Origin of the sequence: Rhodococcus sp. 27YEA6 (assembly GCF_044908235.1) — a bacterium.
GTDB classification, from domain to species: domain Bacteria; phylum Actinomycetota; class Actinomycetes; order Mycobacteriales; family Mycobacteriaceae; genus Rhodococcus_F; species Rhodococcus_F qingshengii.
Genome location: NZ_JBIYCY010000003.1, coordinates 354,097 through 372,007, shown reverse-complemented (window position 1 = coordinate 372,007; position 17,911 = coordinate 354,097). Strand labels below are relative to the sequence as shown.

Annotated in this window: 18 protein-coding genes; 10 read left to right on the top strand and 8 right to left on the bottom strand. The window is 62.2% G+C overall.

From position 1 onward, the window contains the following. Positions 1-21 precede the first annotated feature (21 nt). From ABH939_RS12005 to ABH939_RS11990, 4 genes are all read left to right on the top strand, one after another. Positions 22-213 carry a rubredoxin gene (locus ABH939_RS12005; protein ID WP_007734094.1) on the top strand — a complete coding sequence of 64 codons (192 nt, stop codon included), beginning with the start codon at positions 22-24 and terminating at the stop codon, positions 211-213. Beyond that, positions 213-1,469, top strand: a complete 1,257-nt coding sequence (locus tag ABH939_RS12000; protein ID WP_073512033.1) for an NAD(P)/FAD-dependent oxidoreductase — start codon at positions 213-215, stop codon at positions 1,467-1,469. Before ABH939_RS12005 ends, ABH939_RS12000 begins: the two co-directional genes overlap by 1 nt. A 74-nt stretch (positions 1,470-1,543) precedes the next feature. Next, on the top strand, positions 1,544-2,170 hold the full coding sequence (locus ABH939_RS11995; protein WP_007734097.1) for a TetR/AcrR family transcriptional regulator: 627 nt from the start codon (positions 1,544-1,546) through the stop codon (positions 2,168-2,170). 197 nt (positions 2,171-2,367) lie between these two features. Further along, positions 2,368-3,201 carry a hypothetical protein gene (locus ABH939_RS11990; protein ID WP_003945441.1) on the top strand — a complete coding sequence of 278 codons (834 nt, stop codon included), beginning with the start codon at positions 2,368-2,370 and terminating at the stop codon, positions 3,199-3,201. A gap of 70 nt (positions 3,202-3,271) precedes the next feature. Here ABH939_RS11990 and ABH939_RS11985 read toward each other — a convergent pair whose 3' ends face one another. Further along, positions 3,272-3,643 carry a hypothetical protein gene (locus ABH939_RS11985; RefSeq protein WP_003945499.1) on the bottom strand — a complete coding sequence of 124 codons (372 nt, stop codon included), beginning with the start codon at positions 3,641-3,643 and terminating at the stop codon, positions 3,272-3,274. A 2-nt stretch (positions 3,644-3,645) separates the two neighbouring features. Further along, complete coding sequence (locus tag ABH939_RS11980; protein ID WP_404649648.1) at positions 3,646-4,806, bottom strand: Rieske 2Fe-2S domain-containing protein; 1,161 nt, start codon at positions 4,804-4,806, stop codon at positions 3,646-3,648. A 195-nt stretch (positions 4,807-5,001) separates the two neighbouring features. Between ABH939_RS11980 and hsaA the strand changes: the two genes are divergently transcribed. Genes hsaA through hsaB form a run of 4 tightly spaced genes read left to right on the top strand, consistent with a single transcriptional unit; the run spans position 5,002 to position 8,549 of the window. Next, positions 5,002-6,177, top strand: coding sequence for a 3-hydroxy-9,10-secoandrosta-1,3,5(10)-triene-9,17-dione monooxygenase oxygenase subunit (gene hsaA, locus ABH939_RS11975; protein WP_039973406.1), 1,176 nt, complete (start codon positions 5,002-5,004; stop codon positions 6,175-6,177). Positions 6,178-6,187: 10 nt separating this feature from the next. Next, positions 6,188-7,066 (top strand): 4,5:9,10-diseco-3-hydroxy-5,9,17-trioxoandrosta-1(10),2-diene-4-oate hydrolase, encoded by an 879-nt coding sequence (gene hsaD, locus ABH939_RS11970; protein WP_003945808.1) that lies wholly within the window; start codon positions 6,188-6,190, stop codon positions 7,064-7,066. Further along, the gene (gene hsaC / locus ABH939_RS11965) at positions 7,066-7,968 is read left to right on the top strand and encodes an iron-dependent extradiol dioxygenase HsaC (RefSeq protein ID WP_003945585.1); all 903 of its coding nucleotides are present in this window, start codon (positions 7,066-7,068) and stop codon (positions 7,966-7,968) included. The genes hsaD and hsaC overlap by 1 nt, the downstream gene beginning before the upstream one ends. Further along, positions 7,965-8,549: a 3-hydroxy-9,10-secoandrosta-1,3,5(10)-triene-9,17-dione monooxygenase reductase subunit gene (gene hsaB / locus ABH939_RS11960; protein WP_003945677.1), complete on the top strand. Its 585-nt coding sequence runs from the start codon at positions 7,965-7,967 to the stop codon at positions 8,547-8,549. Before hsaC ends, hsaB begins: the two co-directional genes overlap by 4 nt. A gap of 67 nt (positions 8,550-8,616) precedes the next feature. Here hsaB and ABH939_RS11955 read toward each other — a convergent pair whose 3' ends face one another. Next, complete coding sequence (locus ABH939_RS11955; protein ID WP_054188052.1) at positions 8,617-9,441, bottom strand: Abi-alpha family protein; 825 nt, start codon at positions 9,439-9,441, stop codon at positions 8,617-8,619. Positions 9,442-9,443: 2 nt separating this feature from the next. Beyond that, positions 9,444-10,718, bottom strand: coding sequence for a DUF445 domain-containing protein (locus tag ABH939_RS11950; RefSeq protein WP_007734105.1), 1,275 nt, complete (start codon positions 10,716-10,718; stop codon positions 9,444-9,446). Between the two features lie 330 nt (positions 10,719-11,048). Between ABH939_RS11950 and thrS the strand changes: the two genes are divergently transcribed. Further along, the gene (thrS, locus tag ABH939_RS11945; protein ID WP_073512031.1) at positions 11,049-12,269 is read left to right on the top strand and encodes a threonine--tRNA ligase; all 1,221 of its coding nucleotides are present in this window, start codon (positions 11,049-11,051) and stop codon (positions 12,267-12,269) included. Here the strand turns inward: thrS and ABH939_RS11940 are convergent. Continuing rightward, complete coding sequence (locus ABH939_RS11940) at positions 12,266-12,712, bottom strand: MarR family winged helix-turn-helix transcriptional regulator (RefSeq protein WP_003945852.1); 447 nt, start codon at positions 12,710-12,712, stop codon at positions 12,266-12,268. The genes thrS and ABH939_RS11940 overlap by 4 nt on opposite strands. A 143-nt stretch (positions 12,713-12,855) precedes the next feature. Between ABH939_RS11940 and ABH939_RS11935 the strand changes: the two genes are divergently transcribed. Next, complete coding sequence (locus tag ABH939_RS11935; protein ID WP_064075146.1) at positions 12,856-14,052, top strand: MFS transporter; 1,197 nt, start codon at positions 12,856-12,858, stop codon at positions 14,050-14,052. Between the two features lie 81 nt (positions 14,053-14,133). On the opposite strand, the gene ABH939_RS11930 is transcribed toward ABH939_RS11935, so the two are convergent. The 3 genes from ABH939_RS11930 to ABH939_RS11920 form a co-directional block, all read right to left on the bottom strand. Continuing rightward, on the bottom strand, positions 14,134-16,191 hold the full coding sequence (locus tag ABH939_RS11930; protein ID WP_158170141.1) for a neutral/alkaline ceramidase: 2,058 nt from the start codon (positions 16,189-16,191) through the stop codon (positions 14,134-14,136). Positions 16,192-16,286: 95 nt separating this feature from the next. Further along, entirely contained in the window at positions 16,287-17,015 is a 729-nt protein-coding gene (locus ABH939_RS11925) for an acetoacetate decarboxylase family protein (RefSeq protein ID WP_007734116.1), read from the bottom strand. Next, entirely contained in the window at positions 17,012-17,872 is an 861-nt protein-coding gene (locus tag ABH939_RS11920) for an SDR family oxidoreductase (RefSeq protein WP_158170142.1), read from the bottom strand. Before ABH939_RS11920 ends, ABH939_RS11925 begins: the two co-directional genes overlap by 4 nt. Positions 17,873-17,911: the final 39 nt, after the last annotated feature.

Genomic DNA, 17,911 nt, shown 5'->3' with positions numbered 1-17,911 from the left:
TCACAGGCGAAAGGAAAACCGATGTCCGAGACTGCCACTGCTTACAAATTGTTCCGCTGCCTCCAGTGCGGGTTCGAGTACGACGAAGCGATCGGCTGGCCCGACGACGGTATCGAGCCGGGTACTCGCTGGGACGAGATTCCCGAAGACTGGTCTTGCCCTGATTGTGGTGCTGCCAAAGTCGATTTCGAAATGGTGGAGGTGGACCGCTGATGACAGCGGTCCGCGAGTCCGACACACGCACCGTGGTGATCGTGGGCACGGGCATCGCCGGTGCCGGTGCGGCGCAGGCCCTGCGCAAGGAAGGGTTCGGCGGCAGCATCATCCTGATCGGCAGCGAACCTGAGGAGCCGTACCGCCGCCCAGCGCTGTCGAAGGAGCTACTGTCCGGGAAAGCGTCGATCGATCGGGCTCGGTTGCGGCCGTCGACTTTCTGGACCGAGCAGAGTATCGATCTTCGGATCGGCGCAACTGTCACGAGTATCGACACAGATTCCCGCACAGTACTTTTAGCCGACGGTGACAGCATCGACTACGACGTTCTGATTCTTGCCACGGGTGGACGGTCCCGACGGTTGGAGAACGAAGATTCCGAGCGCGTTCACTATCTTCGGGATATCGCAGACATGCGACGCTTGCAATCCCAGCTGATCGAAGGATCCTCGCTACTGGTGGTCGGCGGTGGCTTGATCGGATCGGAGGTGGCGTCAACGGCACGCGACTTGGGTTGCAGTGTGCAGGTTCTCGAAGCGCAACCGGTGCCCCTGTCCAGGCTGCTTCCACCGTCGATAGCGGAGAAGATCGCCGCGCTGCACGCCTCGGCGGACGTCGCCTTGCAGACGGGAGTCGACCTCGAGACGCTCACGACGGGTGCCGACGGCGTCACCGCACGTGCGCGTGACGGACGCGAGTGGACAGCGGAGTTGGCCGTCGTCGCAATCGGATCCTTGCCCGATACCGATGTGGCTGCTGCTGCGGGTATTGCGGTGGACAACGGGATTTCGGTAGACGGATACCTCAGGACGTCTGTCGATAATGTGTACGCGATCGGCGATGTGGCCAACGTGCCCAACGGTTTTCTCGGCGGCATGCACCGTGGTGAGCACTGGAACACTGCGCAGGACCACGCAGTTGCAGTTGCCAAGACCATCGTCGGGAAGGAAGAACCCTTCGAATCCGTCCCTTGGAGTTGGTCGAACCAATTCGGCCGCAACATTCAAGTAGCTGGTTGGCCAGGCGCGGACGACACCGTAATAGTTCGAGGAGACTTGGACTCCTATGACTTCACTGCGATCTGCATGCGCGACGGAAATATCGTCGGTGCTGTGAGCGTGGGCCGGCCGAAGGACATTCGTGCCGTGCGAACCCTTATCGAACGCTCCCCGGACATCAGCGCCGACGTACTCGCCGATACAAACAGGGATCTGACCGAACTTGCGGCGGGTCTTGTCGCCTCACCGGTGCTCTGAGTGCACTCGTGACTTCTGTGGCTTGCGTGTCCACCGTTTTGACACCGAGCACGGGCGATGGAAATCTTCCCGATATGTCCACCGCTCGTGCCCGTGTCCCGTACCACGAGGCAGCTCGTCAACTCCTCCGTGCGTCAGCGCTCGACGCCACACGCGAACTCTTGACCGAGAAATCGTGGAACGACATCACGATGGCGCATATCGCGGAAGCTGCGGGCATGAGCCGGCAGACGTTGTACAAGGAGTTCACGTCCCGCCAGGGATTGGCGTCCGGATACCTCATCCGTTTCGTTGACGAGTTCCTCGAAGAGGTGGAACGCGAAGTAACGCTCCATCATTCGGATCCGCGGGGCGCGGTCTCGGCAGCCTTCCGTGCCTTCTTCGACGCCGGTGCCCGGGATCCGATGGTGGTCAGCATTGTCGGTCCCCGGCCGCAGCACGACCTGCTGAGCTTGGTCACCACTGACGGGACTCCGCTGCTCGAACATGCGAGCGCGAGGTTGGCCGAGATCTTCATGACCAGTTGGGCGAACGTCGACCGCATCCATGCCGAGATGTTCGGCAGCACGATAGTGCGTCTGGCGATCAGTCACGTGACGTTGTCTTTCGGTACCCCCGATCAGATCGCCGAGAACCTGGGGGAGATGTTCGGGCCGTTCCTCGATCAGGTCATCGGTTCGGGCACAGTCGAACCGAACTGAGCCGACAGGATCGATACGGTTTCCGGGCTAGGACGGAAGTTCGATCGAGCGTGATCGCCGTAGTTCTTTGGTGGGAAATATCGTCGTTATGTGTGAATCCGCGTCTCACTTCTCGGTAGCGTGCCGGGCGTAGATCGAGGTGCGATCCGCAGGGGGTGGCTCTCGTGAATTTCCGTCAACGGTGGAGGAATTCGAAGATGAAGAGCCGCAACAAATCTCGAGTGATGTCGACAGTCGCGCTAGTTGCAACATTTGTCATGGCCGGTGCAGGTGTGGCAATTGCCGACGAATCATCGTCAGGGTCTTCCGGCAGCGGATCGCTCGGTTCCTCCGGTGCGGCAGCGGTTGATCCGTTGACCTTCGACGGTTGGGGCACGTGCCCGATCGAGGATCTCGAGGTGACGACGTGCGCCAGCGTCGTAGTTCGCGGAGGGACCATGAAATTGGGCGCACTTTCGGTGCCGATCCCGGACGGAAGCCTCAAGGTTGCGGGCGGAGTGAAATACGCGACCCAGCCGGACAACAGTTTCATCGAGACGTTCGTCGCCAAGCAGGACGGGTCCAACGGGGTCTATTCCAATCCGATTTCGGTACCCGGAGGTGCTCTCGGGATCGATACTCCGCTGGGACTGACTCAGATCAGCGCGACGGTGGAATCGGTGGGAGTCCCGGATCTGAAGGTTCTCGAGCAGGAACTCACCATGCCTGTTCGATTGAAGCTGTCTAATCCCTTGCTCGGTGACGATTGCTACATCGGTTCGGTTTCGAATCCGATCAACCTTCACCTGACCACAACCGGAAACCCTCCGTCGGAACCTATCGGTGAGTTCCCCGGTGCAGTGTTCCCGGCAGTCCCACATTCGGATGCGGTGTTTGCGGCGCCGGGAGCCAGCGGGTGTGGACCGCTGGGTGCGCTCAACTGGGCCGTGAATCTACGCGGGGGAGTGCCGGCGGCCAGCGGAAAGAACTCTCTCACCACGTCGAGCGACGTCTACGCGGTGGCTGCACGAAAGGTACGACCGCCTGCCTGACGGACACGCGGGCGCTGGAACGTAAAACGAGGGCCGACCCGTGGGTCGGCCCTCGTTCTACACAATCAGGTCAGCTGACCTCGGGATCACGCACCGTGATGGTGCCGTCCCTAACCGCGTCGGCGATGCTGTCGTGCAGTTTCGGGCATCCGTCTTTCAATGCCGACGACTGCCCGGAAGCAATTGCCTCTTTGAAGGTGTGGCAACGCAGCGCCGGGTCGGAAGTCCACTGAACGCTGGTGTGTTTGTACGTGTTCTTGCGAACCAGTACGCACGCGCCGCATGCCTTGCAGTCGACTTCCTGCAGACCCGAGTCGAGGTATTCGTGCTTGTCCTCGATCGTCTGGGCCGCGATCGCCTCGAGCCGTTCCGTTTGCCCGGCAAAGTCCGGTGCCTTGGCCCAACGAGCCCACCGTGCGTCGGTTCCGATCGAGGCGCTCACGACTAGACCTCTGCTTCCTTCTTTGCCGCTTCTGCTGCAGCTTCCTTCTCGGCCTTCTGGCGTGCGAGGTTTTCCTCGACCTCGGCGTGCCAGGCTTCGTTTGCCTTGGTGGTGTCCACCTCGAACTCGAAGCGCTGCGTCATCTTCTCGGTGACGTCGGCCTTGTCCACGTAGAACTGCTCGTACCAGCGTCGTAGCTGGTAGACGGGGCCGTCTTCTTCGCAGAGAAGGGGATTCTCGATCTTGGTCTTGTTCTTCCAGATCGCGACGTCCTGCAGGAATCCCTCGCTGATGCCCTCGGTGAACTTGCCGGCCAACTTGTCGGCCATCTCGTCGGAGACACCCGTCGGCTTCTTCACCGTCACGCCCCACTGCAGCACGAACGAGTCCGGGCTGATCGGGTAGTGGCAGTTGATCAGAACACTCTCGACCTCGTATCCGCTGTAGCTGTTCCACAGGGGATTGACCATGTACGACGGTCCGTAATACGCAGCTTCGGAGCGAAGCAGCGTGTCGCCGCCGTACTGGGAGGCCATTCCGATGTCGGGACGGCCCGTGGTGTTGAGGTACTGAGTGGCGATCTCACCTTCGAAGACGTTCTTGAAGTACGTCGGGAAGGCGTAGTGGATGTAGTAGAAGTGCGCCATGTCGACCACGTTGTCGATGATCTCGCGGCAGTTGGACCCCTCGATGACCATGGAGTTCCAGGTCCAGTCGGTCCATTCGTCGCTGTACGCGCCCTCGATACGAGGAATCACGATCTCTTCGGGCGGCGGATTGCCCTCGGGGTCGTTCCAGACGAAGAGCTGACCGTTCTGCTCGAGGGTCGTCCACGCGCGGGTGCGTGCGAGCGGAGGCACGCGGTGGGCATAAGGAATGCCGGTGCACTTGCCGTTGCCGCCCCAGCGCCAGTCGTGGAAGGGGCAGGCGATGGAATCGCCCTTGACCTCGCCTTGTGTGAGGTCACCACCCATATGACGGCAGTATCCGTCGAGAACTTTGATGTCGCCCTTGCTGTCGGCGAACACCACGAGCTTCGTACCGAAAGCCTCGATCGCGTGCGGTTTGCCGTCCTTGAAGGTCTTCAGTAGACCCAGGCAGTGCCAACCGCGGGCGAAACGAGTTTGCACCGTTCCGACGTCGATCTCGCGAATCTGCGCCATTGTGACCTCACATCCCTTCTAGCTGTTAGTAGAACACGTTATAGAACTCGATCCGGTTCCGCCAGATTTTGGGGGCACTTGTTACAGCATTGCGGCCACAAACGGGACCTTTGTCAGCGTCTCGACAGAAAAGAGAACGTGTTCTAGTCTCAAGTGTAAGTGAACCAACCGATCGAGGAAGACGGGAGCGTCGAAGTGGGTAACCATGACAGCCACGAGGTGATGCAGAGGCTCGACGCACTACTGCCGGCACTGCGCGAGCGCGCACAGGAGACCGAGGATCTGCGTCGTATCCCCGACGAGTCCATCAAGGCTCTTCAGGAAACAGGCTTCTTCCGCTTGCTGCAGCCAAAGCAGTGGGGCGGATACGAAGCCGATCCGGTGCTGTTCTACTCCGCGGTCAAGAAGATCGCCAGCGCGTGTGGTTCCACAGGGTGGGTCTCCTCGATCATCGGGGTACACAACTGGCACCTCGCCCTCTTCTCTCAGCAGGCGCAGGAAGACGTGTGGGGCAACGACACTGACGTTCGCATCTCGTCCTCTTACGCCCCGATGGGTATGGGTGAAGTAGTCGAGGGCGGATACAAGGTCAACGGTGCGTGGGCGTGGTCTTCGGGTTGTGACCACGCCAGCTGGGCCGTTCTCGGTGGTCCGGTGTTCAAGGACGGCCGCGCAGTCGATTTCGTGAGCTACCTGATTCCTCGCGAGGACTACCAGATCGACGACGTGTGGAATGTGGTCGGTCTGCGTGGAACCGGCTCCAATACCGTTGTGGTCAAGGATGTTTTTGTTCCCAAGCATCGCGTTCTGAGCTTCCGGGCGATGAGCGAACTGACCGCCCCGGGCCTCGAGAACAACACCGCGCCGGTCTACAAGATGCCGTGGGGAACCATTCACCCCACGACGATCTCGGCACCGATCGTCGGAATGGCTTACGGAGCTTACGAAGCGCACGTCGAGCACCAGGGCAAGCGTGTGCGCGCTGCGTTCGCCGGCGAGAAGTCGAAGGACGATCCGTTTGCCAAGGTGCGCATCGCCGAGGCGTCCAGCGACATCGACGCCGCGTGGCGTCAGCTCTCCGGCAACGTCGCCGACGAGTACGCGTTGATCCTTGCGGGCGAAGAGGTTCCGATGGAACTGCGGCTGCGCGCTCGACGTGACCAGGTGCGCGCCACGGGCCGCGCGATCGCCTCGATCGACAAGCTCTTCGAGAACTCCGGCGCCACGGCGCTGCAGAACGGCACTCCTATTCAGCGTTTCTGGCGCGATGCTCACGCTGGTCGCGTCCACGCCGCCAACGATCCCGAACGCGCCTACGTCATGTTCGGAACCGGCGAATTCGGTCTGCCGATCACCGACACGATGGTCTAGAGGAGGCTCAGTGACAACCACCGAAGAAGCCCTCACCTACGAGTCCACTTCACGGTTCGCGCAAGTGCGCCCCGATCTGAAACTGCACTTCCACGAGGCGGGCGTCGGAAACGACAAGACCATCGTGCTGCTGCACGGCGGTGGCCCAGGCGCGTCGTCGTGGTCTAACTTCGCCCGCAACATTCCGGTGTTGGCGAAGAGCTTTCACGTCATCGCGGTCGATCAGCCCGGTTACGGGCAGTCCGACAAGCCGACGGAGCATCCGCAGTACTTCGTGCACAGTGCGTCGGCGCTCAATGATCTCCTGGACACGCTCGAGATCACCGGTCGCGTTGATCTGCTGGGCAATTCGCTCGGTGGTGGCGCTGCTGTTCGCTTTGCGCTCGACTACCCGGACCGTGCGGGTCGCCTCGTTCTGATGGGCCCCGGCGGTCTGAGTGTCAACCTGTTTGCGCCGGACCCCACCGAGGGCGTCAAGAACCTCGGAAAGTTCAGCTACCAGCCCACCCGAGAAAACCTCGAAGCATTCCTGCGGATCATGGTCTTCGATCAGAAGCTGATCACGCCGGAACTCGTCGACGAACGTTTTGCTGCCGCCAGCACTCCCGAGTCGCTGGCTGCGGCCAAGGCGATGGGTAAGTCCTTCTCCAGCGGTGACTTCGAGCTCGGCATGCTCTGGCGCGAGGCGTACAAGCTTCGTCAGCGTGTGTTGCTGATCTGGGGCCGTGAGGATCGGGTCAACCCTCTCGACGGCGCACTGGTCGCGCTCAAGATGATCCCGCGCGCGCAGCTCCACGTCTTCGGCGGTTGCGGTCACTGGGCGCAGCTCGAGAAGTTCGACGAATTCAACCGGCTCGCAACCGACTTCCTGCTCGACGGAGGTAAATGATGGGTATTCGATCTCTGGCGTACATGCGCATCGGGGCCACCGACATGGCTGCGTGGCGCGAATACGGACTCAAGATCCTCGGAATGATCGAGGGCAAGGGCGTCGACGCGGAATCGCTGTATCTGCGTATGGACGACTTCCCGGCGCGTCTTGTCATCGTTCCGAACGACACGGACCGTCTGCTCGTCTCGGGTTGGGAAACCGCGAATGCCGCTGAGCTGCAGGATATCCGTGACAGGTTGTCGGCAGCCGGTGTTCCGTTCAAGGAAGGCACGGCGGAGCAGCTCAAGGACCGTCGCGTCGTCGAGATGATCGCGTTCGAGGACACCTCGGGCAACTCCCTCGAGGTGTTCCACGGAGCTGCTCTCGAACACCGCCGGATCGTGAGCCCGTACGGGCACAGGTTCGTGACGGGTGAGCAGGGCCTCGGCCACGTCGTGCTCACCACCGATGACGACGATGCTTCGCTGCGGTTCTACCGCGACGTACTCGGATTCAAGCTTCGCGACTCGATGCGTCTGCCTCCGCAGATGGTCGGCCGGCCCGCGGACGGCGACCCGGCGTGGCTGAGGTTCCTCGGCTGCAACCCGCGTCACCACAGCTTGGCGTTCCTGCCGTTGCCCAACCCGACGGGCATCGTGCACCTGATGCTCGAAGTGGAGAACTCCGACGACGTCGGACTGTGCCTCGACCGGGCACTGCGCAAGAAGGTCAAGATGTCGGCGACTCTCGGTCGCCACGTCAACGACGAGATGCTCTCGTTCTACATGAAGACTCCAGGCGGGTTCGACATCGAATTCGGTTGTGAGGGGCTAGAGGTCGAGGACGAAAACTGGATCGCGAGGGAAAGCACGGCCGTGAGCCTGTGGGGTCACGACTTCACGGTGGGAATGAAGCCGTGAGTTCGCCCGACGCGTCGGTGAGTGCGGAGCAGGCGATCGATCCACGCCAGTTCCGCACGGTTCTCGGGCAATTCTGCACGGGTATCACCATCATCACGACAGTCGACGACGGTGAGCCTGTCGGGTTCGCATGTCAGTCTTTCGCGGCCCTGTCACTCGACCCGCCTTTGGTGTTGTTCTGCCCCACCAAGGGTTCTCGGTCGTGGGCGGCAATCGAGCGGACCGGTAAGTTCGCCGTCAACGTGTTGGCGGAGGAACAGCAGGCGGTGTGTGCTCGTTTCGGGTCACGTGAGCCGGACAAGTTCGCCGGCATCGATTGGACGCCATCGCCTCTGGGCTCGCCGATCATCGACAAGTCCCTTGCACACATCGACTGCACGGTGGAAACCGTCCACGACGGCGGCGATCACTACGTCGTCTTCGGTCGGGTTTCGTCGATGAGTGAGATCAAGACCGAACGCCCGCTGCTCTTCTATCGCGGGCAGTACACGGGCATCGAGCCGGACAAGACTGTTCCGGCTACCTGGCGTGACGATCTGGAAGCGTTCCTGACGACCACGACAGAAGATACCTGGCTGTAGGGGGCAAGCCCCCTGTGCGCCTTTTTGGTAGTGGTAACTACCAAAAAGGCGCACAGGGCCGGAGGCCCTACAGAGAAAAACAGGTATGACAGAAGTCGTCACCGAACGGCGTCAGCAGGATGCTACGACGCACTATCTTGTTGGATCGTCCGGCTCGCTTGACCGCCTCGATCACCGACGGCTGTACCTCGACCACCTGGTACCGGTCGGCCTCGACGGGCTCGCGTGAGAACGCCACCAAACCGAGCCGATGCAGGTTGTTCAGGTACGCGCTGATGCGGTCCAGATGACGACAGCCTGCCAGTTCTCCGATCATCGACAGACCCTCGTCGATCATCTCCGAGCCGACACCGAACGGCCGCGCCGTGCGTACGTCCACGCTCGGTTGCGCACCGGAGGTGGCCAACAGCCGAAGAATTCGGGCTTCGTCGGGTGCGATCTCGTCGAGGATTCGGTCGTAGGCCGGGTGCAGATCGTCGCGATCGGTCACGTCCGCGGAACGGTCCAGCAACCTGTCGCCGCGTGCCCGCAGCGCCGCGAGAGTAGCCTCGACGCTCTGCTTGCGATTGGTACGAGTAGCCATTGCCGCCCGCAGGTTCTCGGTCCGCGAGCCGTCTCCGTTGGTGTTCTCGGCCCGACGTTCGGATTGAACATTGGCCGATTCAGCGGCCTCTGCCGCGGCTTCGGCGGCAGCCTGAACGATTTGCCGTGTCGCCTCCTTCGCCGTTCCGAAGGCCCAACCCGTCAGCTTGATCGACGTGAGCGTCGTCGTGGCGGTCAGCCCGACAAGGCTACGGATCAGACGCTTTTCGACGGATTCGACCGGCGTGATGTCCGCAGCCCAGTCGTACGATTCCGCTTCGACGATCATGCGATGGTCGTGCTCACTCATGCTCATACTCCGAATATTGCGAGGTGTAGGAAACCGGCAAACGAGCCCAGCACGGCCCCGTGTACGAACAACAGCCACTCGTCCTGCTTGACGGCTGAGCGTAGTAGTTCGCTGAAATCTTCCGGTGAAAGGATGCTCATGCGTTCGGTGACGAAGACACGAATCTTCTCCGACTGGTTCTCGGCGAACTCCGCGTCCTCGAAGACCCTTGGGTACAGGTCGAGCACTTCGGTGGTGGCCAGGCCGGGCAGACGCTTGTAACTCTGCGAACCAACGGTCATCTTGACCACCGACTTTGCCCAGCCGGCTGCGTCGTCGACGGATTCGCGCAGTACCTGATCGAGCATCCGCCGCGTTCGGTCCGAGCGGGGACCTTCGAGGAGTTCGGTGCCGATGTTCTCGAGCGTCACGACGTGATCGGCGAGGGTTTTTGCGTACCCGGCGATGATCTCGGTGCGGCGTTTCAGGAACAGTCCCTGCCGCCACGGCACCCAACGGCTGGGGGTGATCGGTTCGAAGATCATCGTGATTCCGAGGTAGTTCACGATGTACCCGATGATCACGCCACCGATGGGAAGCACCCACCACTGCGGAACCAGATGGAGGATTCCGACGAGCACGAAGCCCATCGGGAACCCGAAGTAGAAGCCGAAGTTCTGCATGAACCTGAGCTCTTTGTTGCCCATCGTGCGGAAGATGTCGTTGAGCAGTTTGGGGTGCGAAGAGAGGTAGCGGATCACCATCAGCTTCGCGTCGATGAACTCGTCGATGTCCTCTTCGATGCGGTCGGTGATCATGCGCACGCTGGCCGGCAGATCGTCCTCCACCTTGCGGAAGACGGCCTCCTTCACCGACGTCGGAAGGTTGTGCCAGAGCTGAGGATTCTCGGCCGTCATGATTCTGGTGACCACGCCGCGCACTTCACTGCGAGAAATGTTCACCAAGTGCTCGGCGATGCTGTCCGGGTCCAGGACGCGATAGAAATCGGCGATGCTGCCGACTTTCGCGAGGGATTTGTCGACGGCGATCGACGCCATCTTCTCCGCCCGCGAGGGGACGATGCCTTGCCAACCGAATCTGCCGTCGCTGGTGATCGCGGGGATCACCTGAACGCGCCGGGGGAGGAACGGGAAGAGCAGTTTGAGTCCGGGCACTTTGATCCCGTGGAAGTTGATCGGCGCAAAAAGCATCAGGACGCCCGACCAATTGGTGATGTACCCGATGATTCCCGTGAACAAAGGAATGGTGATCAACTGTTCGAGCAAGTGGTCCGGCACCGTCGCACATCCTCCTCATATCCGAGAACCTCACGTTCGGACATGATTGCCGAAACTTCGCTCTTCGTGGGTGTTTCGTTGGCTACTGCTGCGCCTTCCCAGTTGCGTCAGCATAGAGGCCCGACAATTCGGGCTGTAGGTGGGTAGGAAGTTGATGTAACCTCACGTACATGGTCAGTATTGCGCACAACACGACGACGCCGGTTCTCTTCCGGCGCATCGTTTAGCAACTGCTGACCGAACCCTTTCAGCCCCGGGAGTTATCGCCCCGGGGCTTTCCTGTTTCGTCGCTCCGTGTGCGTCTCCCCTTGAACGATTTGGAGACCTCTCATGAGCGTTGACCACCGCGAACTCGGGCGCGACCTGGAGTTTTTCGCCACCACCCCCATCGTCGGGGCGGGCCTCCCACTCTGGTTACCGGACGGCGCGATCATCAGGAACGAACTCGAAAAGTTCGCCGCCGAACAAGCAGCGCGATCCGGATGCCGGGGTGTCTATACCCCCGTTATGGCGAAGAAAGAGTTGTACGAGAGATCTGGGCATTGGTCCAAGTTCTCGGACGACATGTTTCCCGAAATGAAGATAGGCGGAGAGTCATTTCTCCTTCGTCCGGCTAACTGTCCCCATCACGCTCAGGTATTCGCCGCTCGCGGTCGTAGTTATCGCGAGCTACCTTTCCGGGTTCGTGAACTCGGCTCGATGTTCCGTAGCGAACTCTCCGGAGTTCTCAGCGGATTGAGTCGAGTCAGACAGATCAATCTCGACGACGCACATGTCTTCTGTAGTCGCGAACAAGTGCAAGCGGAAGTGATCGTCGCGCTCGACGCGATCGAGCGCTGCTACTCGACTCTGGGGATTGCCGAACGGAAGTACCGCCTCTCGATCAGAGGGGGAGAGGGGCAGTACCTCGGCACCGACGAGCAGTGGGCGGACGCCGAGGATCACCTTCGCGGGGCGCTGAATGCACGCTCGATCGAGTACGTGGAAGCGAAGGGGGAGGCAGCGTTCTACGGTCCCAAGATCGACGTCCAGGTGCGAGACGCGCACGGCCGCGAGGAAACACTCTCGACCGTGCAACTCGACTTCAATCAACCGGAGCGGTTCGACCTCGAGTACACCGCTGAGGACGGATCCAAGGCTCGCCCCGTCATGATCCATCGGGGCTTGCTCGGATCGATGGAACGCATGACTGCGCTTTTGATCGAAAGGTTCGAAGGGCGGATGCCGCCGTGGCTGGCACCCAACCAAGTCTCGATTCTGCCCGTCGGCGACCGGCACCAGGTTGAGGCCGAGCGTTTGCGGGCCGATCTCGAGGCTCGCGATGTTCGAGTGGCGATCGCGCCTGACGGATCGTTGGGACGTCGCATCCGCGAGGCACGCACTCACCGTGACCCGTACATCGCGGTGATCGGAGACAACGAGGTGCACGGCGGCACCGTCGACGTTCTGGTCCCCGCGCGTGGTGGGCGGGTGGTCGTCGATGCGAGTGTGTTTGTCGCTCAGGTGGTCTCGGGCATCAAAGAGCGTGCCCTGCTTCCGGCAGACTTCTAGCCGACGGGAAGCTCGTGGAGGGCGCGCACCAGTGGCGCGAGTTCGGGTGTCTTGCATGCCTCGTCGAGTGCGGCTTCGAGGGTGGCGTCGTGCGTCGGCCGTGCGCTTTCGAGAAGCTCGCGGCCGGCCGGCGTCAGCTCGGTGTAGATGCCTCGACGGTCGTCGGCGCACAGGATGCGCGTCAATAGTCCTCGATCTTCGAGTCGATTGACCAAGCGCGTCGTGGCGCTGCTGCTCAGTGCGGCAGCGCGAGCCAACTGAGCCATCCGCATGTGCCAGCCATCCTGGCGGCTCAGTGCGTCGAGCACGGTGTATTCGACGACGGACAGTTTGTGCTCACGCTGGAGCGCGCGTTCCAGTTCGGTGTCGAGGGCGCCGTGCAGTGCTGCGAGCGTGCGCCACCCTTGCGAACGGATTTCGACGGCGTCGTCGGCGATCCCCATGTGATTCTCCTTGTCCGTTTCCTGCGACTCCAGGTTACCAGCTTGCGCATGTAGCGCGCGCGTGCAACTATTTATAGCGCGCCTGCAACTAATGCACACGCCCGCTAACGGCTTACGCGTAAATCTGTGAAAGGAACATCGAGATGCCATTGGGTCTCATTGCCCTCGCTATGGGCGGGTTCGGGATCGGCCTCACCGAATTTGTCATCATGGGCCTCCTGCCCGAGGTCTCGGCTGATTTCGAGGTCACCGAGTCCGTCGCGGGCTACCTGATCTCGGGCTACGCACTGTCGGTGGCGATCGGCGCGATCCTCCTGACCGCTGCCGTCACCCGCTTCGAGCGCAAGAAGGTCCTTCTCTCGCTCATGGTGCTGTTCATCATCGGCAACCTGATGTCCGCGCTCGCTCCCTCCTACGAGGTCATGATGGGCGGACGCATCGTCGCGGCGCTGTGCCACGGTGCGTTCTTCGGAATCGGCTCGGTGGTTGCCGCCGACATGGTCGCGCCCAACAAGCGCGCCGGCGCCATCGCGATGATGTTCGCGGGCCTGACCATCGCCAACGTTCTCGGCGTTCCGTTCGGCACGCTGCTGGGCCAGCAACTCGGATGGCGCTCGACGTTCTGGGCCATCACCGTCATCGGCGTCATCGCCCTGATCGGAATTGCAGCACTCGTCCCGACGACGCCCGCCAGCACGACCGGTGGCGGATTGCGCGGAGAGTTGGGGGCATTCCGCAACAAGCAGGTATGGCTCTCGATCGCCATCACCATCCTCGGCTACGGCGGAATGTTCGGAGCCTTCACCTACATCGCCTTCACCCTCACCGAGGTCACCGGCTTCGCGACGTCCAGCGTTCCGTGGCTGCTCATCCTCTTCGGCTCGGGCCTGTTCGTCGGTAACTTCCTCGGCGCCAAGGCGGCCGACCGTTCGCTCACGAAGGCGCTGGTCTGGATTCTCGCGATCCTGACCGTCGTTCTGATCGTGTTCGCCGCCACCGCGGAGAGCAAGGTCATGACAGTGATCTCACTGTTCTTCATGGGCGCCTTCGGTTTTGCGACGGTACCCGGGTTGCAGATGCGGATCATGAACTACGCGTCGGCAGCACCGACCATGGCATCGGGTGCCAACATCGCCGCCTTCAACGTCGGCAACGCACTCGGGGCATGGCTGGGCGGAATCACCATCGCCGCGGGACTCGGCTTCACCTCCCCGATCTGGATGGGAGCGGCAGTCACTGTCGCCGGTCTGCTGGTCTTGCTCGTCGCGGCGAAAATCGACCGCCCGGCAGCGTCAGAGCCGTCGACGCCGAGCACCTCGCTGCACCCGACCGCCGCCTGAACCTGTCCACTGCGCTCTGACCCCATCGCGTGAACGTATCGCTCCCCTTGTCCAACAAGGGGAGCGATACGTTCACGCGGGTCAGGTGAGGCGGAATTCGGCGGTCACCCCGGAGAACGGCGAAATCGCGCCGCTACCCCGAGCCTTCGACGCACCGAAGTGTTGGACTCGATACGTACCCGCCGGAGTATCGGCCGGAACATCCCACGTGATGCGCACGACGGAACCGTTGCTCCCGACCCGGCGCCAGTGCAGTTTGGTGGACCAGTCGTTGTCGTCGGCGACCCGTGTCCAGGATCCGCCGGTATTGCGCTGGATCTCGTAGAAGGTCCCGTTTCGGTGAGTGTCGTTCTTGGGGTGGCCGGTGACGAACTCGACGGCAACCTGCCCACCCGGTGAGGTGTCGCCGGGTTGGACGGTTGCGTCGCCAAATTGTGTTCCCGGCAAGGGCTCGTCGAAGTCGACGCCAGGTCCGAAGCTGGGTTGGAACCCGGACAGGTCGGCCGGAGCGGGGCCGCGAGGAGGTTCGGTGCCGTCGCGCATCGCGGCTGCAAGGGCGGCATACCCCTGCTGATAGGCCGGCAGTGTGTAACGACCGAACATCGTCGAACCGCCCTCGTACTGCTGCGAATCGTATTCCTGTGGTGTGGTGCAGTAGCTCGAGTACGAGTTCGCGTATCCCTGGAAGATGACGTTCTCGAGGGGAACCCCAAGCTCCTCGGCGACGGTTCGACGCACTCGTAATCCGGAGACGATGGTGAATTCCGCAGGGCCACCGACGATGTAGAACTGACCGATCCGCAGGATCTGGATCTTGAGTACGTTCGGCACCCATCCTCCCGGTGGCAGCAGGCCGACCGGAACGACTACGAGTTTGGGCGCCTGTGCGTCCTGAAGCCATTGAGGCACAGGAGCATCCATACCGCCCAGGGCGTCGATCATGGGGTTTCGGGTGCCCTCGGGGAAGATCGGGATTGCCGGTCCGTCCTCGACGCTTCCGGCGCTCATTGCCGCGCCGATCGCGGCCGGAGCGGTGCGGTGCTCGCGTCCGTCGGGGGTGAATCTTCCGCTCACCACCTGATTTGCCATGTCCAGGTACATGATCCGACTGTCGACGCCACCGGTGACGGTGTCGGACGCCGCGTCGAAGGCAGTTCGAGCCGCCGCAACCTGGCGCAGCCCGATGATGCGTGCGTTCTCGAATTCGTCTTCGGTCGGTCCGCGTCCGGGCTCGAGGAAGAGGTTGGGTGACATGTCGCCGCTGTTGGTCTGCGGAAACGCAGCAATGAAGCTGGTGTCGCCGTCGAGGTAGCGCACGCCCTGGTCGTCGTGCTCCCAGAAGTACGCCGCGGCGCCCTTGTTGTCCCCGGAGATGAGATGGTTCTCGTTCGTGAGCGAGGCGCAGTGGGTGGCGAACCAGTTGATCGCTCCGATGTCCTTGCTGCCCCGACTGATCCGCATGACACGCATGTGGTGGTCGTTGCCACCGGGGTAGTAGGCCTTGTCCTCTTCGGGATTGAGGTCGAACGCCACTCGCGATCGGTTGACGCTGGCATCGGTGAGATCGGACCGCCCGAAACGGACCGTGCCTGGCGCCAGGTTCTCGTGCGCAGCGCTGATCGCCTCGACCATGCCGTTGACCTCGGCTTCGAACACCTGCAGTTCGAAGCCGAGAACTGCGAGGTTGTACGCGTAGTTGTGCGAGGCCCCACCACATGCCGCGTGTGAATGGATGGCCGTCAACATGACGTTGCGTTCGGTGTAGATGTCACCGAACCTCCCGGCCAGTCGGCGCAGGACCTCGTCATGAACGGACTGGAAGATCATGCAGTTGTCGACGCACACGTAGGCGACCCGCGACCCGCCGGACTCGAAGATGAAGGCGCGTGCGCGCATTCGCTGGTGCAGGCCTTCGGCGCGTTGATCGAAGCTCGAGTAGCCCATCATGCCGACTTCGGCGACCGGTCCGGTCACGTCGGAAATTCCGACGCCCACCTGCAGTGACGCCGACGACTTGTCGGTGCGTGCGGGTGAAACGGTGCGTGCCGGCGAAGCTGCGACGGCCTGGTTCGTCGACAGAGCGGCGAGCGCAGGTGCGGCGGCAGCGCCTGCCAGTACGGTGCGTCGGGTGATCTGCACGAGTGTCCTTTCGGGCGGTCTGACGCGAGTTGGTCAACCGTCCAGGAGTGTAGCCCGAGTCACACGTGACCGAAAGGGGTGCCGTCGGCCGACACTCAGATTGTTGTGGCCTCCCCGAACGTCATCGCCAGGTTCTTGATGGTCGTGGTCATCAGGGCCCGGCGGGGGAGTCCCAGTTTCCGAAGCTCCGCCGCCATCGGGTGACTGCCCAGTTGAACCTCGGCTCCACCAGGGCGCGATTTGACGCCGGTCGGTGCCATGTCCCACGACGTGCACCTGGTGGCGCCGTCGAGATGTGAGTACGCGGCCAACGACATGTTGGCTCCGCCGCCCGGCACGCTGACGCCGGATTTCACACTCAACTGTGTGATGAGTTTGCCGTCGCGAGAGACCGATCCGCGCTTGACCGAGCCGACGTGCTCGGTGTCGAACTCGGCGAGCACCTTCGGGAATCCCCAGATTTCCCGGCCGGCGGCCTTGGTGAACTCGCCGTCCACCGGCAACTCGTGAATGAGTGCCCCTGCAGTTCCGGCAGCGAGCGAACGTAGATCTCCCAGCACCGAGGTTTCGGGAGGCGCAGTGTGGCTGCGCACCATGTACGTCACTCCGAATTCGTTGTACGGCCCCAGATCCCCGTCGATGTAGTCGACAAAAACCAGGCCGCACAGCGCCCGACCGGGACGGTACTGGAGCACCGTCAAGCCGGTGTAGTCGATGATCGACTGCGCGGTTGCGCTGGGTACCGAATACAGCGCCATGAAGGCCGACGCGGTGCGAACCTCGACCGGCATCTCGACCTTCTTGCCCAGAATCGTGTAGCTCATGGCGCGACCACCCCGCGGAGTCCGTCGGAGCCGTAGACGGGTTCGAGCATCGAGCGGAAATCCGGTCCGCGGCGCAGCATTTGGCCTCCGTCGACGTTGATGATCTGCCCGGTGATCCAGGTGGATTGCGGTCCGAGGAGGAAGGAAGCGAGGCCGGCGACGTCCTCGACTTCACCGACGCGTTCGAGTGGAGTGTTGGCCAGGTAGTCGTCGAGGATGGGGCCACCGTCGGTGATGAGCGCGACCAGATCCGTTCGGGTCAACCCCGGCCGAATCGCGTTGACACGAATGTTGCTGGCGCCCAGTTCGTCTGCCGTCAACCGCACCAGGTGGTCGACGCCGGACTTCGAGACTCCGTACGCGCCGAACCAGCGATGTGTGTTGCTGCTGGCGATCGACGAGATCGCGACGATGGATCCACCGCCTCCTGCCACCAGTGCCCGCGCGCCGTGCTTGATCGTCAGCATGGTCCCCGTGACGTTGAGGTCGACGGTGCGGCGCCACGCGTCGACGTCGAGTTGCGTGACCGGGGCGATGGTTTCGTTCCCGCCCGCGCAGGCCACCACTCCGTCGAGCTTTCCGGTGACGGAGACCGCCGCGGCGACAGCAGCGACGACGTCTGCCTCGATCGTGACGTCGGCAGGAGAGGCGCTGACCGATCCTTCCGGACTCGACTGCCGGATCGATTCGGCGGCAGCATCGAGTTTCTCCTTGTTGCGTCCGCAGATCGTGACGTGAGCGCCGGACCCAACCAGCGAACGAGCGATGCCCAGGCCGATGCCACTACCGCCGCCGGTCACCAGTATCGATGTGCCGGCGAAAGTGGGTATGCCCGCTGAGGCGGTGTCGTCGTCCATGCGTGTCTCCTGGTCGTTGCTCCGGCGGGCTCGCGTGCT

Bases quoted from the DNA above. Each gene is read 5' to 3' on its own strand.
- ABH939_RS12005 (WP_007734094.1), top strand. From the start codon at position 22: ATGTCCGAGACTGCCACTGCTTACAAATTGTTCCGCTGCCTCCAGTGC.
- ABH939_RS12000 (WP_073512033.1), top strand. From the start codon at position 213: ATGACAGCGGTCCGCGAGTCCGACACACGCACCGTGGTGATCGTGGGC.
- ABH939_RS11995 (WP_007734097.1), top strand. From the start codon at position 1,544: ATGTCCACCGCTCGTGCCCGTGTCCCGTACCACGAGGCAGCTCGTCAA.
- ABH939_RS11990 (WP_003945441.1), top strand. From the start codon at position 2,368: ATGAAGAGCCGCAACAAATCTCGAGTGATGTCGACAGTCGCGCTAGTT.
- ABH939_RS11980 (WP_404649648.1), bottom strand. From the start codon at position 4,806: ATGGCGCAGATTCGCGAGATCGACGTCGGAACGGTGCAAACTCGTTTC.
- hsaC (WP_003945585.1), top strand. From the start codon at position 7,066: ATGGGTATTCGATCTCTGGCGTACATGCGCATCGGGGCCACCGACATG.
- ABH939_RS11955 (WP_054188052.1), bottom strand. From the start codon at position 9,441: ATGAGTGAGCACGACCATCGCATGATCGTCGAAGCGGAATCGTACGAC.
- thrS (WP_073512031.1), top strand. From the start codon at position 11,049: ATGAGCGTTGACCACCGCGAACTCGGGCGCGACCTGGAGTTTTTCGCC.
- ABH939_RS11940 (WP_003945852.1), bottom strand. From the start codon at position 12,712: ATGGGGATCGCCGACGACGCCGTCGAAATCCGTTCGCAAGGGTGGCGC.
- ABH939_RS11935 (WP_064075146.1), top strand. From the start codon at position 12,856: ATGCCATTGGGTCTCATTGCCCTCGCTATGGGCGGGTTCGGGATCGGC.
- ABH939_RS11925 (WP_007734116.1), bottom strand. From the start codon at position 17,015: ATGAGCTACACGATTCTGGGCAAGAAGGTCGAGATGCCGGTCGAGGTT.
- ABH939_RS11920 (WP_158170142.1), bottom strand. From the start codon at position 17,872: ATGGACGACGACACCGCCTCAGCGGGCATACCCACTTTCGCCGGCACA.